This window comes from Streptomyces sp. ITFR-21, assembly GCF_031844685.1.
Lineage (GTDB): Bacteria > Actinomycetota > Actinomycetes > Streptomycetales > Streptomycetaceae > Actinacidiphila.
This window is the reverse complement of record NZ_CP134605.1, coordinates 4,563,140-4,577,965: the sequence shown is the minus strand read 5'-3', so window position 1 is coordinate 4,577,965 and position 14,826 is coordinate 4,563,140. Positions and strand designations below refer to the sequence as shown.

The following is a 14,826-nucleotide window of genomic DNA, read 5'->3' as shown; positions in this document are numbered from 1 at the left end:
CGCAGCCAGCGACCTCTCCATCAGTGTCTCTCCGCTCGGCCTCGTCGAGTTGGCGGACGAGGAGTTCGAATTATGACGTCCACGGCCCCCGCTTGACGCGGTACTCGAATCACTGGGCTTGGTACCTCGGCTACCACTGGGCGTACAAGCGCGAAGCCGGCGAGCCCAACATCACTATCAACTACACGGGCGCGTTGAGCCGGTACATCACGAACTTCACCTTCGGCAGGGGCGTCCACTTCCAGTCGGAGAAGCGTTACGAGCACATCGTCCCGGCCCTGCTGGACCGGGTATGGACCGTGGACAACGACAAGAAGTCCACGCTCTGGCAGATGGGGGAGAACGGCTCCGTCGCAGGAGACTGCTTCGTCAAAGTCGCATACGAACCCGCTTGGTACGACTCGGCAGGAAACGAGCATCCCGGTCGCGTGAGGATTCTTCCGCTAAACGCTGCACAGTGTTTTCCGGAATATCACCCACATGACCGGGACCGATTATCGACTCCTCCGGTTTAAGATCAAATACAAGTTTTGGGGTACTTCCCTGGAGGGCACGCGCGCCGTCTACACGTACACCGAGATCATCACGGATGAATACATCGAGGAGTACGTAAACGACGAGCTTCTCGACGCCAGGGAGAATCCGCTCGGCACCATCCCCATCGTGCATATCAGGAACATCGAGATATCCGGTTCGCCGTGGGGCCTCTCAGACATCGTTGACCTGATCCCGCTGAATCGTGAGTACAACGAGAAGTGCACGGAGATCAGCGACATCGTCAACTACCACGCGGCTCCCGTCACCATCATCACCGGTGCGAAGGCAAGCCATCTGGAAAAGGGTGCCCGCAAAATTTGGGGTGGGTTGCCCAAGGACGCGAACGTTTTCAACCTGGAAAACGGGGTCGACCTGAACGGCCCTCTCGCTTACCTGGAGCTGATCAAGCGGGCCATGCACGAGTTGACTGGTGTTCCCGAGACCGCACTCGGCCAGGCCCAGGCGATCTCGAACACGAGCGGGGTGGCCCTGAGTATTCAGTTCTTCCCGCTTATGCAGCGCTACAGCCTCAAGCAGACGAATTACACCCACGGGCTGCGCCGTATTAACGAACTCGTCCTGCGCACTCTCTTCCTGTACGAGCCCGAGTGCCGTGTCTACGACCCGAACACCCAGGGCATCCGCGTGTCCGACGACCAGCCGCTCGTGATCGACCCCCGCGACCTCGGGGTCTACAACACCACAGTCGACTGGCCGCCTCCGCTCCCAGTCGATGTTCTGGTCAAGCTCAATGAGGTCCAAGCCAAGCTCGCATTGGGTCTGGAATCGAAGCGCGGTGCACTACGAGACCTCGGGGAGACCTTCCCCGGCGAAAAGATGCAGGAGATCTTCGACGAGCGGCTGACCGAGGCTAAGGAAGACGGCGCGCTCGAATATATCAAGGCGCAAATCGCCTCAGCTATCTTGCGCAAGACGGGATTGCCGCCGGAAGGTGTGGAAAGCCCGCCTCCTGCACCTGCCGCTTCTGGCTCCTCGGGGTCCGGAAACGCAGGAGCGACAAGCGCTGGCCCGCTTCCCGGAGTACCGGGAGTGGGTCAAGGCAAGGACACCGAATCGGTTTTGAGTGAACTCGTGACGCTGTCGAAGGGCACCAAATTGGCCCAGCGACGGAACCCGGAAAACGACTGAACTGCCCGCCAATCATTCCTACTCGTTCAGGCGGCTTCACCAGCCTGGAGTGAACCACCGTGGCACCAAACCCCGCACCCAACGGTCCGCAGGAGACGACCCCCGGCACGCCGGGCGGCCCCGCGACAGGTACCGCCGTCACCCCCGAGGGGACGGTTACCGTCCAGGAGCCGGCCAAGCCGCAGTCCGCCGGGCAGGAAACCCGCTTCACAGCAGCCGACCTGGAGCGCGTCCGCCAGGAGGAGAAGGACAAGCTGTACTCGCGCCTGACCAAGGTCGACGAGCGCAGCGAGGCCCTGGAGGCGGAGCTGAAGCGGCTCCGCGAGGACCGCCAGGCCCGGGAAGCCGAAGAGGCCCAGCGCCAGCAGGCCGAACAGGACGCGGCCAAGACCAAGGCCGAATCCGAGATGAGTGCGAAGCGCCTTCTGGAGGAGCGGTCTTCAGAGTGGGAGCGCAAGTTCGCGGAACTCCAGAAGGAGCGCGAGCAGGAGCGGGCGGCCCTCGCGAAGGAGTCGGAGTACAACGCTCTCCGTGCCTACATTCAGGAGCGGGCGGGCGCCGAACGCGACCACATCGCTCCCGAACTCGTCGACCTCATCGCCGGCAACTCGCAGGAGGAGGTGGACGCGTCGATCGAGCTGCTCAAGAACAAGACCTCCCAGATCTTCCAGTCGGTCCAGTCGGCACAGGAGGCCGCCCGGTCGCAGATGCGGGGCGTGGCCGCCACTGGCTACACCGGCAACGGTCCCACCGATGGTGAGGCCGGCACGCGGACTCTTTCGGCCGAGGACATCAAGAACATGCCGATGAGCGAATTCGCGAAGTACCGGTCGCAGCTTCTCGGAGCAGCGGCCAACCAGAGCAACAATCGCGGCATGTTCGACTGACCGCGACCACCAAGAAAACCAGACAGACCGCCTCTCATTCCCACTCATCTCGGCGGGGCCCTGACGGGATGAGAGGTACATCGTGGCAAGCGGAATCACGGGAACTCCGGTTCTCTCCCCCACCCCGACCGCCTATCAGGCGGCGAACTCCAGCATGCTCACACCAGCAATTCAGCATGTCTGGTCGAAGGAAATTCTGTTTCAGGCGATGCCGGTGCTTCGCTTCGAACAGTTTTTTGTGAAGAAAACAGAGCTTGGGACCGCTCCGGGCCTTTCCGTATCGTTCATGCGATACCGCAGCCTCGACGGCGCCCAGCAGCTCGTAGAAGGCGTCCGCATGGAGACGCACGCGCTTTCCGCTGAGCAGATCACCATCACCGTCGCGGAACACGGATTCGCCATCGCGGTCACGGAGCTTTTGCTCAACGCGTCTTTCGATGACGTCATGGCGAGCGGCGCCCGTCTTCTCGGACGCAACATGGCGACATACCTCGACTCCATGTGCCGCGATACCCTTCTCGGCGCCCCGTCGGTCCTCTACGGATACGACAAGATGGCCACCTGGTCGGCCGGCGCACCGCGCACTCCGCTTTCTCCCTACGACCGGGGGATGTTCGCGGATTCCGAAGCAACCCTGACCACCAACGGGGGTTTCTACTTCACGGCTGCGCTCGTGAAAGACGCAGTCGAGACGCTCAGCAGCCGCAATGTCCCACGTCTCGGCGAAACGTACGTGGCATTCATCCATCCTCATCAGTCCCGGCGACTGCGTGACGACCCCGAATTCATCCACGTCACCCAGTACGCGGCGCCCGGAAATTTCATGCTGGGGGAAATCGGGCGCCTCAATGACGTGGTCTTCGTGGAGACCACACAGGTATTCCAGGGCAACACCACGCCGCCCGCGACTCCGCAGCTCGGGACGAACATCCCGCAGGGAACCGCCCAGAGCTGGGGCGGTCAGCCCGCCCGGAGCGCATCCGGATCAACGCCCGCCATTCCGGCCGTGAATGCCCAGCCGTCGAATCCGAACGCCCCGTCGAATCCCATCTACCGTGCCCTGGTCATCGGGGACAACGCGGCTGGCCACGCAATCTCTCTGCCGGTGGAGCTGCGCGACGGCGGTGTTCTGGACTTCGGCCGTGAGCACGCACTGGCCTGGTACTCGATTTGGGGACTCGGACTCATCACGGACTACGCCGTCGTCCAGTGCGCCACGAACTGATCCACTCGCGTAAGGGGGCGGTGGCATCACGTCCGTCGCCGTCCCGAACTCAGTACTCGATTCGCTAGGAGAATGATCGTGCCCACAAATCCGCGCACGAAGCGAAACCCCCGTGACCACACCGGGAACCAGAAGACAATTCTGGCCGAACTGCACGCTGAGGAGCTGGCGAAGCGCAAGGACGAGATCGCCATGTTCCAGGCGCAGCAGAAGGCTGGCCTCGACGAGCCGATTGCCCTCGACGAGAAGGGCCGCACAATCCAGACCGTCTCTGAGGAGGCCGCGGAGGAGGGCCCTGTAGATATTCCTCCAACGACCGTGAATATCCGAATTGCCTGCGACCTCGAAAAGGTCACGATCGGACAGGGAACGGACTTCGATTTCAAGGAGGGCCAGGTGTACACAGTGCCACTGCACGTGGCGCAGCACCTGGACCGGCTCGGCTACGTGTGGCAGTGGCTCTGACGGAAGAGGAGTGCTCCTGATGGCGGCGCCCAGCAGTCTCAAGGAAACCGGTACCTCCCCTGAGAAAGGAGCGTGGTACTGCCTGCTTTCCGACCACGGCGACGGAGTCGGAATGCTGACGAAGAGTTTCCACTACGTCAGTCCGTCCGGCGCCGAGCATCGCGACAATCCTCGGCAGCTCTACGTCCTGGAGGTCGTCGAGCCAGCGACCTACGGCGTCGGCTACAGCTCCGAGGAATCGGTGCTGTGCATGTGGCTGGACAGCGCTCTGCCGGGGCGGCTCGCGGTCCACCACATCTCCTTCCCCATGAGCCAGTTCGTCGAGTTGGTCGCCGAGGGCGAGGAGCCGCCCGAGTACGCGGACCTTCTGGCTCAGCAGGCGGGCGGGGCGGGCTGATGGCCGCCTCGGGATTTATCGCTGCGCAAGGGGCTATCTCCGCCCTGGACCATCTCGCCGGCCGGTCGACGGCGCTGGAAGCGGAGTGGCTGGCCAAGACGCAGGCCGGAGATCCTCTGCCGAAGGCCACCTACCTGATGCTCCTGACGCAGGCCGTCACCGACACCCAGACGGACATGGCCACCCTGCTCGGCATCGAAGCGGCCGGCACCGGGTATGCCCGGCAGCCCATTCCGTGGTCGGCTGCGGCGACCGGCAACCGGACGGCGACGACGTCGGACCTGGTGCAGTTCGGTCCTTTCTCCGACCCCACCGGGCTCGCGGCCCCGGTGACCGGCGCGGCGCTGGTGACCCGAATGACCAGCTCGGCCGGCCAGCCCAGCGGGCTGTGCCTGATGGCCTGGAACCTCGCCACACCCATCACCACCTCCCAGAACCAAGCCCTCCAGCTCGCGGCCGGATCTCTGTCGATGACGCTGGCGGTGAGCTGACCATGGCCGACACGGCGGGGATCATCCGGCGCATCCGGAACGAGATCGGCGACTTCGAGAGCCCCTTTCTCGACACGTTCCTGGGCGCCGAAGAGCTGGCGTCCTACGACCTTTCCGAGACCGGGCTCAACGAGGTCACGGCGAAGATCAGCACTGTCTCCCCGCCGGCCACGGTCGACTTGATCGCGGACAGCGACTACGTCCTCGATCCCAACGAGGGCCGCATCATCCTGATCAACCCGGTCTACTCCCCTCTCCACCACGGCCAGACGCTGATCGTCCGGGGCACGGCCGGTGGACTCTTCAGCGACGCGGACCTGGAGACGTACGTCAGCGACGCGATGCAACAGCACGCCTACGGCCGCAGCCTGACGACCCGATACCGGGATGCGCACGGCTTCATCCGCTACGACCACGAGCCGGTCACGCTGGATAATCTGCCGGCCGTCGAGGAGCCGCTGGTCGCCTACCTGGCGGCAATCCAATGCTTGTGGACCCTAGCCACCGACGCCGCCACGGACATCGACATCTCGACGGCCGAGGGAACCTTCGTCCCGCGCACCCAGCGCTACCGGCAGCTCATGCAGCACATCGGTGACGCCAGCTCCGGGCTCCAGGGCCGGTACAACCAGCTCGCCCAGCAGCTCAACGTCGGCCTGGGCCGGATCGAGATGTTCACCGCACGCCGGGTCTCCCGGACCACGAACCGCCTGGTACCGATTTTCGTCGAGCGTGAGTACGACGACAACTCCATGCCTCAGCGGCTGCTTCCGCCCATCGACGGCGAGGAGTACGAGGACGAGTCGGGCGTGCCGTCCCCCACCTACCCCGGGCTGTGGGGGTGACTGGAATGCGCGGACGACTGGACTGGAAAAAGGGCCGGTGGAATGTCAACACCGAGACGTCCCTGATTCACCGAGGACTCCGAGGGTGGCAGCGGACCACAGGTGATTCGATCACCTATTTCCGGTGGCAGTACGGCGACTCGGAGATACACCCGGTTTACGACGAGGCGACCGGCAGCGGCAAGCGGTTCTACGGGCTGTGGCAGCTTCCGGCCCTTCACGTTGACCACTCGGAGACCGGGAATACCGAGCCTCGCGACAGTGGCCTCTACATCGTCGATTCGCTGCATGTGACTGCCGAGTTCGACCAGCTCGCCAAGACCGGCCTGACCGACATCAATATTCGGCACGGGGCGTACCAGCGCGACCGGATCGCCTACGACAACATCCTGTTCTCGGTAAAGCACGTCGATATCCGAGGTCAGATCCGTCGGCGGGACATCATCGTCAGCATCGACGCCGAGCAGATCCGCGACGACGAACTGGTCAATGACCCGCAATTCTCCCCGTATCTGCGGGACTTCAGCCGCAACCCGGAACCGCAAATGCCAGAGGAGGGCGGCTCCGATGACCCTTACGCCTGAATCACTCGTCTACGATCTGCCGGCCGGAGTCCCGTCCGTGCATCTCACCGGACGCTTCATCGCCCCCGACGGAACCCCCCTCACCGGCACCCTCACCTTCGCCCCTCCCTCGGTCCTGACGATGCCGGACGCCGACACGATCGCGAACACAGTGGCCTCGGTGGAGATCGCGAAGTCCGACCAGGGCTGCTTCGAGGTGAACCTGATCGCGACGGACGCCCCCGGCATATCGCCCCGGGGCTGGACCTACCTGGTGACTGAGAAGCTCAAGGGCGCGCAGATCAGGCAGTACCACATCATGCTGCCCGAGCGCCCCGGCGGCGGTCCTGTCGACCTGGCAGACCTCGCGCCTGTCTCGCCCTACACCGGCCGCTATCTGCCCGTCGTCGGCCCAACGGGCGCACAGGGGCCCCCCGGCCTGCCGGGCGAGGTCTCCCGAGCCGAACTGGAGGCCCTGGAGGAGCGGGTGGCGCCCCGGCCGATCGCTTGGACGCAGAGCGCCGCCAGCGCCCTGTGGACGATCCCGCACACCTTTCCCTATCCACCGGCCGTGCGGACCTACGACACCAGCGGCCGGGAAATCGGCGGTCTCGTCGACACCCCCTCTCCCACCACCGTGACCGTCCAATTCGCCTTCGCGGAGACCGGATCGGCGATTCTGAGCTAGGAGTACCCGATGGCAGTTACTGATTTCCGCGATTCCCTGAAGCTGAACAAATTGCCCGTTCGCGGACTCGTCCCGGAGACTTCCTCGTCGCCACCCGCTGCGCCGGTCGAAGGGCAGCTTTGGACGGACTCCGTCAACCACGTCGTGCGGTTCTGGAATGTGACGGCCTGGAAGAACGCACTTGACCGGGCGGACCACACCGGCACGCAGCCGGCCAGCACCATCTCGGACCTTGCGCCCACGGTGAAGGGATACCGGCTCGACGAGTTTGCCGCACCGAATGCTGCGATCTCTCTTAACGGGCAGCGCGCCACGAATGGCGCCGACCCGACAGCGGCCTCGGACCTGGCCACCAAGCAGTACGTCGACAACGCCAGGGCCGGAATCGCCGGTGTGAAGGACCCCGTCCGCGTGGTGTCGACCGCGAACGTGAACCTCTCGTCGCTGCCGGCTGCCATGAGCGGCATCACCCTGGCCAACGGCGACTCCTTCCTGGCCGCTTCACAGACCACCGGCACCCAGAACGGCATCTACACCTACAGCGCCACCGGTGGGGCCGCCACTCGCCGGGTGGACGCCGACGCCACGGGAGAAATCCTCGACGGCACGATGGTGGCAGTGGCCGAAGGCACGGACGCCGGCAGCCAGTACATCCAGACCGCCACCCCCTCCGGTGCTCCCGGCGCCTGGACACAGACCTGGGTCAAGTTCTCCACCGGCGGTCAGACGTACACCGCCGACGGCAACGGCATCGAGCTGTCCGGCACGGTGTTCTCCTTGGAGCTGGCCGACGCCACGCTCTCGAAGAGCGCGACCGGCCTGACCGTCGGTCTCGTCTCGGTCGCGAAGGGCGGCACCGGCGCAACCACGGCGGCCGGCGCCCGATCCGCGCTCGGCACGGTCGGGAAGTACACGGCGAACGTCGGTGCCCTCACGGGCGGTACCTCGCTGAACATCGCCCACAACCTCAACACTCTGGACATCCTCGAACCGTCCCTGCGCGAGATCAGCAGCGGCGAGCTGGTCGCGGCACGGTTCGTCGTGGTCGACGCCAACACCGTCAGCGTGACGACAGCGGCCAGCTACGCGGCTGACACCTTCCGCATCACGGTGGTGGGCTGATGGCCGGCCGGCAGCTCGCGCCGCAGACAGTACCCGTGAGCACGAACAGCAACCTGGTGACCACCAGCGCGATCGGTACAGCAAACGGCGTGGCCGGCCTGGACGCTGGCGGGAGAGTCCCCCAGGCGCAGATCCCCACCCCGAAGATCACCGTCGGCACGACCGCTCCCACATCGCCCTCTCTGGGTGACGTGTGGATCGACACGAACTGACGCCATGGCGACGCGCTTCTGGCTGACGCCCTCCACCGCCCCGTACACGCCGGCCACCCGACGGGGCACCTGGACCGACAGCTCCTCGACCACCGCCGGCCTCCTCGCGCGCCAGCCCGCAGGCGCCTCCACCAGCGTCGGCATGGCGGAGACCTCGGCGACGACGACCAACGTCCTGCTCGGCCGGTGGATCAGCCCGGCGGCCCGGAAAGCCGGAACGCTCTCCGGCACCGTCGCCTGGATCACCGGCCGCTCGCAGTCGGACTCCAACGCGGCCATGGTCGTTCGCGCTCACATGTTCGTGACGGCCGGAGACACCGACACCGTGCGCGGCACGCTCCTGAGCAACTACACCGGCTCGACCCCATTCCCCACGACGGCCGCCGGCGGCGGGACCGCAGGGACGGCGATCACCAGCGTCAACGTCCAGGCCGGAGATCGGATCGTGGTCGAGTTCGGCTACCAGGCACAGAACACCTCCGCGACGTCGGAGACCGGCATCCTCTATTACGGCGGCGCTGGCGTCACCGACCTGGTCACCGGAAATACGGCAGTGGCGTCGAATCCAGGATGGGTCGAGTTCTCCGGTGCCGACGCCCTGTTCAGCGCGCCCACTGCCGACATCGTCGACAAGTTCACCAGCGGCATCGGGTCCCGATTCGTCTACTGGGGCGGGACCTCCTGGGATCAGGCAGCCAACCGCGCCACCATCCCCGCGAACGACCAGTACCCGGGGCTGATGGCGACAGCGGACACCGGCTACGAGATCACCGGTTCAGCACATTTTGCTGAGCTGGTCGTGATGCCGACGGGCGGCACTAACACGGGTTTCTCGGCACTTGTTCTCGGACCGACGGACAACGGCACCTTTGTCCGTATTCGCTACAGCCTCGACACGGCGAGCCTCATTTTCGAGAACTGCGTCGGTGCCGCTGACGTTTCAACGCCCACCATTCTCACCTATGACTCCACGGCTCACCGGTGGGTACGTTTCCGCGAGGCAAGCGGCACCTTCTTTTGGGAGACCAGCCCAGACGCCAAGTCCTGGACCACCCGGCGTAGTGCAGCTACCCCGCAGTGGCTGAAATTCGGAAATCTACGCACGAATTTCGAGGGGTACGCCGACACCGGCAGTAACACCACTCCTGCGGAGGTGGACAACGTCAACACGATTCCGACCACCGTGGTCAGGGTGTGGAACGGAACGGCGTGGGCGCCGAAGACCTTGAAGGTCTGGAACGGAACCACCTGGACTGCAAAAACCGTCAAGGCGTGGTCCGAGACTGCCTGGTTCTGAACCACGAACCGCCGGCGTGCTCACGGCAAGAAAGGCCCGGAAATGCTCCTCACCCCTGAAGAAGCCGTCTGATGGCCGGCCGGCAGCTTGCCCAGCAGACAGTGCCCACGAGCGGCGGGAATGTCGTCACCACGTCCGCCGTCGGAGCTGCGAACGGAGTGGCTGGCCTGGACTCCGGCGGAAAGGTACCCGCCAGCCAGATTCCGGACCTCAGTTCCTCGTACACCACCGTCACCGCATTTGGAAACGCGTGGACGGCCGTCGACCACGGCCTCATATCATGGGCTTTCGACCCGGCCTGCTGTAGTAGTGCTGGCACTTCTTTGACAGCCGGCTACATCTACCTGGTGCAGATCCTCCTCCGCAACCCGGCGACCATCAGCAAGATTTCCGTCGTGCTCGGAACTGCCGGCGCCACACTCACGGCAAACCAGTGCCTGGCTGGTCTGTACAGCTCGACAGGTACCCGCCTCGCACTCACAGCGGACCAATCGACCGCCTGGGCAAGTGCCGGCCAGAAGGCCATGTCCCTCTCCTCTGCATTTTCGGCTGCCGCCGGCAAATACTTCGTCGCCCTGGTCGTGAACGGAACGACCCCGCCCACCTTCGCATGCGGGTCCACGTACGGCGCGAACTTCACTCCCGGAAACGCCAACCTGACTGCAAGCAACTACAGGTTCTGCCGAAGCGCCGCCGCCGGTAACACCTCTCTTCCGACCAGCATCACGCTCTCGGGATACACACCCGACGCCAACAATGTCTGGACCGGGGTGTTCTAGCGATTAACCCGGGACAAAAAACGCGTGCCACGCTCAGGCCCAGATTCACCGCACGCACCCCTGCCCCCAGGAGGAAAATCCCCATGGCTACCTACGTCACCGTCTCCGACGAGTCGTACGACAAGGCAATCAAGGCCGGCCCTTTCGAACTGGACGACCCGTCGCAGCAGACAGTCCAGGAAGGCACCCACCTCATGCTGGAGGCGGACGCGCGAGCCGCTGGCTACTACTACGCCGCCGACGGCGCATTCGCCCCGGAGATGGGCCAGGAGTCGCGCGGAGATGACCACCAGGACGGCCCGGCCGAGCAGTAACACCGCATGGGCCTGTCGCTCCATCGCCGGCAGGCCCATCCGTCAGGAAGGGAAAGCGCCATGACTGTCGCGCAGATCTTCGGCCTCGTACTGGTCGTGCTCCTCATCATCATCGTCCTGAAGATCACCGGCATCTTCTGACCTGGGGCACAGTTCTGAATTAACGGCTCCCAAATAGCCGCAAGCATTCTGGTGGGGCGATCCACAAACGCCCATACCGGAGTGATCCGTGCCCTTTCTTCTGAACGAAGACAAGGCCCTGAAGCTGAAGTTCCAGGGCCTGATGGTGCATGACTCCACCTCCGGTCCGGGGCGCCGTATAACCGTCCGATACCGCAATCCTGAGTACGAACTCGCCGACGCCACCTACCCATTGGCGTTGATCTCCCATACCCGCATTTCACGGGACGAGGAGCGCGAGAGCCGGGGCACGGTCAACCTGCACTACGCCCCCGAGGGCTACGCCCCGTGGGCTGACATGTCGGACCCGACGCAGTCGCCGTACATCGCGCAGATGCCTGTCCCGCTGAACATCGACTACCAGCTCGACGTGTACGCGCGCAAAGAGCTACACATCATCGAGCTGACCGGCAGCCTCATGCAGTTCGATTTCCTACCGGCCCGATTCGGATATCTACCCGTCGGAGAAGACGGCACTGTGCGGCGGCTCGACCTGCTGGGCGGCCCGGATTACAGCGAGTCCAAGGACGAGCAAGGAAAACGCCTCTTCTGCGCGAGCTGGGCACTGCGCGTCTCCAGCGAGATCTTCCTCAGCGAGATCCGCGAACTGACACCGGCTCAGCGCGTACTCATCGACTTCCTCGACAAGCAGGCGTGGGACGCGGGCACCGACCACCCCCTCGACCCTACCTACGCCGTCACGAAGACCGCGCTGTCCATCACCACCACGGCGCTGCCGAATGCGACTGCCGGCCGGCCCTACCGCCAGGAGCTGGTCGCCGCTGGTGGCTACGGCGAGACGCGCTGGTCCCTCCCCGAGGGCTCTCGCCTCCCCGCCGGCCTCGCGCTCTCCCACAGCGGCGCCCTGTTCGGCACCCCGCACACACCCACTGCCGGAGAACCGGGGGAGTTCCTCGTCGCCGCAAGCGATTCCGACGACTCCCCGCAGGTCACCACGGCCGCTCTGACGCTCACTGTCTCGCCCGCACCTCCTGGGAGCTGCTGATGACCACCCCCACGACCTTCCCCTACAAGCGCCCGGGTGTGTACATCTCCGAGTCGCTCAACCCCCTGCCGCAGCCGATCACGCCCCCGGGGCTCGCCGTGGCCACGTTCGTGGGCACTCACGACGCGGGCCCGTCCAACCCGGTGAAGGTCACCTCGTGGGAGCAGTTCCGGAGCCTGTACGGAGGATTCGGCAACGGGCTGAACTACCTGCCCTTCCAGGTATTCGAGTACTTCGCCAACGGCGGTCAGCAGGCATGGATTCTCCGTGCCACTCCGACGGACTCCGTCTCCGCGCGTCTGGTGATCAAGAACCAGCCTCTGCCCCCTCCGGAGACCATCGTCGCGACGCCCGACGGAACCGCGCCCAGCGGCTCCGGCACCAAGCCGTCGTCGAAGGTGACGAACGTGACCCTCTCGGCGCCTTCGGGAGCAGTCACCGCCAACCCCGAGCAGACCGCCTTCCAGATCGAGTGGGACGCCATCACGCCGGCGGCCTCGGTGGACGCCTACCAGGTCGTCGTCACGCGACCGGACGACGGGGGCTTTTCCCAGACGGTATGGGTGGCGCAGCCGAGCGGCGGCAAGCCCACCGCCGCGTTCACCGAACTGGCCCCGGACACCACGTACTCGGTGCAGATCACCCCGTACAAGGGGGCTACCGCCGGCGACCCGATGACGACGGCCGCGACTTTCGACACGGCGGCCGGCTACACCGCCGTGGACGCACTCCAGATCACTGCGCGAGGGCGGGGTGCCTACGGCAACCAGGTCTTCATCAGCACCGTGTCCTCCTGGACCACTGGCCGGTTCCACCTCTTCGTCAAGTACGGCTCCACCGCTCAGTCCTCCCTTGTCGAGACTTGGCAGGACGTCTCACTCAACCCGGGCGACCCGCGCTACATCGTCGGCCTGGTCAACTCCGCCTTCGGCGGATCGACGTACATCAGCGTGGAGAACATGCTCCCCCCGACGTCCACAACGCCGGGAACGAGCCCGGTTCCGGATGCGAGCTGGCAGCCGGACTACGTCTCTGACGCTCCCCTGGAGAACGGAGCCGACGGCGTCCTGGCGGTCAACCTTGCCGAACAGCTAGCGGCACAGTTCGGGAGCATCTCCGACGTGCTGCTGCTCAACCTGTGCGGGAACACATCGCTGACCGACCACATCCCCCCGCAGACGCAGATCAACAGCGTCCTGTCCTGGGTCGAACAGCGCCGAGGAGCATTCCTCATCCTCGACGCGCCCCGCCAGCCGGCGCCCACCGCACCCGACGTGGCCGCCAACAAGTACTCCTCGACGATCGGCGGGTATTCGCCTCAGTCCTCGTACGCCGCCTTCTACGGCCCGTGGATTCAGGTGGCGGACCCTGCCGGCGCCTCGGTCTCCTCCACGCGGATGTTGCCGCCTGCGGGAGCGGTGATGGGGCAGTTCGCGCAGGCAGACGCAGCGGTCGGGCCGAATCGCAGCCCGGCAGGCGTCGCCTACGGTCTGGTAGGCACGGTCGGCGTGGAGAACACATTCACTCTCGATCAGCTCGACGCGCTCAATCAGATCGGGTGCAACGTCATCCGCCCAGTGCCACAAGCCGGTTACTGCATTATGGGCGCCCGCACACTCAAGCAGGGAATGCCCGACAGGTACATCTCCGTTCGCCGGATGCTCACGTACCTGGAAAACCTGCTGGAGGAAGTCACACGTTTCGCGGTTTTCGAACCGAACGGGCCAGAACTGTGGCAGACCCTCAATGCTCTCGTCACGCAGCAGCTCATGACGCTCACGCAAGCGGATCAGCTTCAGTCAAGCGTCCCAGATCAGGCTTTCTTCGTGGTGTGCGACGAGACCAATAACACTCCACAGACCGTATCGAATGGTGAAATCCACATCCAGGTCGGTGTCGCTCTCGCGTCGCCTGCTGAGTTCATCGTCATCGAGATCTCGCAGTACCAGGGCGGCATCTCGACCACGACCACGTCCGTGGAGGGCACGGCCTGATCGAGGCCATGTCAGCCCTACCGCCTCTCGTTCCCATTCATCTCGGCGGCTATCAGACCGGGAATGAGAGGTGACTCGTGGGAGCCACAACCACCACCCAGAAGCCGTCGCTCGCGCAGCTCCAGACGGACCCGCTCAGGAATTTCAAGTTCCAGGTGATGATTCACCTCGCGGGTTCCACGCTGGACTCTTCGAAGCGTACCAACCAGCTCGGGTTCATGAGCGTCTCCGGCCTGTCGATCACCACTGACGTAGTGGTTTATCGGCAGGGCGGGATGAACACGACGACCCAGAAGATGCCGGGTCAGTCCGACTTCGCACCCATCACGCTTTCCCGAGGACTGATCTGCGGCGACAGCGACATCTACGCATGGCTGACCAAGCTTTTCCGCGTCATGCAGGGCACCGGAGGAAACGACGGGTCGTACAACTTCCGCGCGACCATGGACATTTTCCTGCTCGACCATCCGGTGACGACTCAGAACGTCACGTACAAGGCTGGCTGGCGCGTCTACAACTGCTGGCCGACCAGCATCGCATTCGGCGATCTGGACAGCGGGGCAAATGGTGTGGAATTGCAGCAAATCACCCTTGCCCACGAAGGCTGGGACTTCAAGATCGCAAACAAGTACGGACCTGGCAGCGGAATTTCCCTGCCTTAATCCGGGACGAATC

The 14,826-nt window shown here is 64.6% G+C and carries 19 protein-coding genes; all 19 read left to right on the top strand.

From position 1 onward, the window contains the following. The first annotated feature begins 92 nt into the window (after positions 1-92). The 19 genes from RLT57_RS20310 (at position 93) to RLT57_RS20220 (ending at position 14,813) form a co-directional block, all read left to right on the top strand. Positions 93-515 (top strand): hypothetical protein, encoded by a 423-nt coding sequence (locus RLT57_RS20310; RefSeq protein WP_311298827.1) that lies wholly within the window; start codon positions 93-95, stop codon positions 513-515. Next, positions 481-1,686, top strand: coding sequence for a phage portal protein (locus RLT57_RS20305; RefSeq protein WP_311298826.1), 1,206 nt, complete (start codon positions 481-483; stop codon positions 1,684-1,686). Before RLT57_RS20310 ends, RLT57_RS20305 begins: the two co-directional genes overlap by 35 nt. A gap of 59 nt (positions 1,687-1,745) precedes the next feature. Next, complete coding sequence (locus RLT57_RS20300; RefSeq protein WP_311298825.1) at positions 1,746-2,573, top strand: hypothetical protein; 828 nt, start codon at positions 1,746-1,748, stop codon at positions 2,571-2,573. 82 nt (positions 2,574-2,655) lie between these two features. Then, positions 2,656-3,798: a N4-gp56 family major capsid protein gene (locus RLT57_RS20295; protein WP_311298824.1), complete on the top strand. Its 1,143-nt coding sequence runs from the start codon at positions 2,656-2,658 to the stop codon at positions 3,796-3,798. A 72-nt stretch (positions 3,799-3,870) separates the two neighbouring features. After that, on the top strand, positions 3,871-4,263 hold the full coding sequence (locus RLT57_RS20290; protein WP_311298823.1) for a hypothetical protein: 393 nt from the start codon (positions 3,871-3,873) through the stop codon (positions 4,261-4,263). Between the two features lie 112 nt (positions 4,264-4,375). After that, positions 4,376-4,660: a hypothetical protein gene (locus RLT57_RS20285; protein WP_311298822.1), complete on the top strand. Its 285-nt coding sequence runs from the start codon at positions 4,376-4,378 to the stop codon at positions 4,658-4,660. Continuing rightward, positions 4,660-5,151 (top strand): phage tail fiber protein, encoded by a 492-nt coding sequence (locus RLT57_RS20280; RefSeq protein ID WP_311298821.1) that lies wholly within the window; start codon positions 4,660-4,662, stop codon positions 5,149-5,151. Before RLT57_RS20285 ends, RLT57_RS20280 begins: the two co-directional genes overlap by 1 nt. Before the next feature lie 2 nt (positions 5,152-5,153). Further along, entirely contained in the window at positions 5,154-5,996 is an 843-nt protein-coding gene (locus RLT57_RS20275; protein WP_311298820.1) for a hypothetical protein, read from the top strand. A gap of 5 nt (positions 5,997-6,001) precedes the next feature. Further along, on the top strand, positions 6,002-6,580 hold the full coding sequence (locus RLT57_RS20270; RefSeq protein WP_311298819.1) for a hypothetical protein: 579 nt from the start codon (positions 6,002-6,004) through the stop codon (positions 6,578-6,580). Continuing rightward, entirely contained in the window at positions 6,564-7,247 is a 684-nt protein-coding gene (locus RLT57_RS20265) for a hypothetical protein (protein ID WP_311298818.1), read from the top strand. The genes RLT57_RS20270 and RLT57_RS20265 overlap by 17 nt, the downstream gene beginning before the upstream one ends. A gap of 9 nt (positions 7,248-7,256) precedes the next feature. Next, positions 7,257-8,369, top strand: a complete 1,113-nt coding sequence (locus RLT57_RS20260; RefSeq protein ID WP_311298817.1) for a hypothetical protein — start codon at positions 7,257-7,259, stop codon at positions 8,367-8,369. A gap of 35 nt (positions 8,370-8,404) precedes the next feature. After that, on the top strand, positions 8,405-8,581 hold the full coding sequence (locus tag RLT57_RS20255; protein ID WP_311298816.1) for a hypothetical protein: 177 nt from the start codon (positions 8,405-8,407) through the stop codon (positions 8,579-8,581). A 4-nt stretch (positions 8,582-8,585) separates the two neighbouring features. Then, positions 8,586-9,878: a hypothetical protein gene (locus RLT57_RS20250; RefSeq protein WP_311298815.1), complete on the top strand. Its 1,293-nt coding sequence runs from the start codon at positions 8,586-8,588 to the stop codon at positions 9,876-9,878. 71 nt (positions 9,879-9,949) lie between these two features. Then, a complete protein-coding gene (locus RLT57_RS20245; protein WP_311298814.1) occupies positions 9,950-10,657 on the top strand; it encodes a hypothetical protein in 708 nt (235 codons plus the stop codon). 83 nt (positions 10,658-10,740) lie between these two features. Further along, on the top strand, positions 10,741-10,971 hold the full coding sequence (locus tag RLT57_RS20240) for a hypothetical protein (protein ID WP_311298813.1): 231 nt from the start codon (positions 10,741-10,743) through the stop codon (positions 10,969-10,971). 6 nt (positions 10,972-10,977) lie between these two features. Next, positions 10,978-11,112, top strand: coding sequence for a hypothetical protein (locus RLT57_RS20235; RefSeq protein ID WP_311298812.1), 135 nt, complete (start codon positions 10,978-10,980; stop codon positions 11,110-11,112). 88 nt (positions 11,113-11,200) lie between these two features. Then, positions 11,201-12,157, top strand: coding sequence for an Ig domain-containing protein (locus RLT57_RS20230; RefSeq protein WP_311298811.1), 957 nt, complete (start codon positions 11,201-11,203; stop codon positions 12,155-12,157). Then, entirely contained in the window at positions 12,157-14,151 is a 1,995-nt protein-coding gene (locus RLT57_RS20225) for a fibronectin type III domain-containing protein (protein WP_311298810.1), read from the top strand. The genes RLT57_RS20230 and RLT57_RS20225 overlap by 1 nt, the downstream gene beginning before the upstream one ends. A gap of 77 nt (positions 14,152-14,228) precedes the next feature. Next, positions 14,229-14,813: a phage tail protein gene (locus RLT57_RS20220; protein ID WP_311298809.1), complete on the top strand. Its 585-nt coding sequence runs from the start codon at positions 14,229-14,231 to the stop codon at positions 14,811-14,813. The last annotated feature ends 13 nt before the right edge of the window (positions 14,814-14,826 follow it).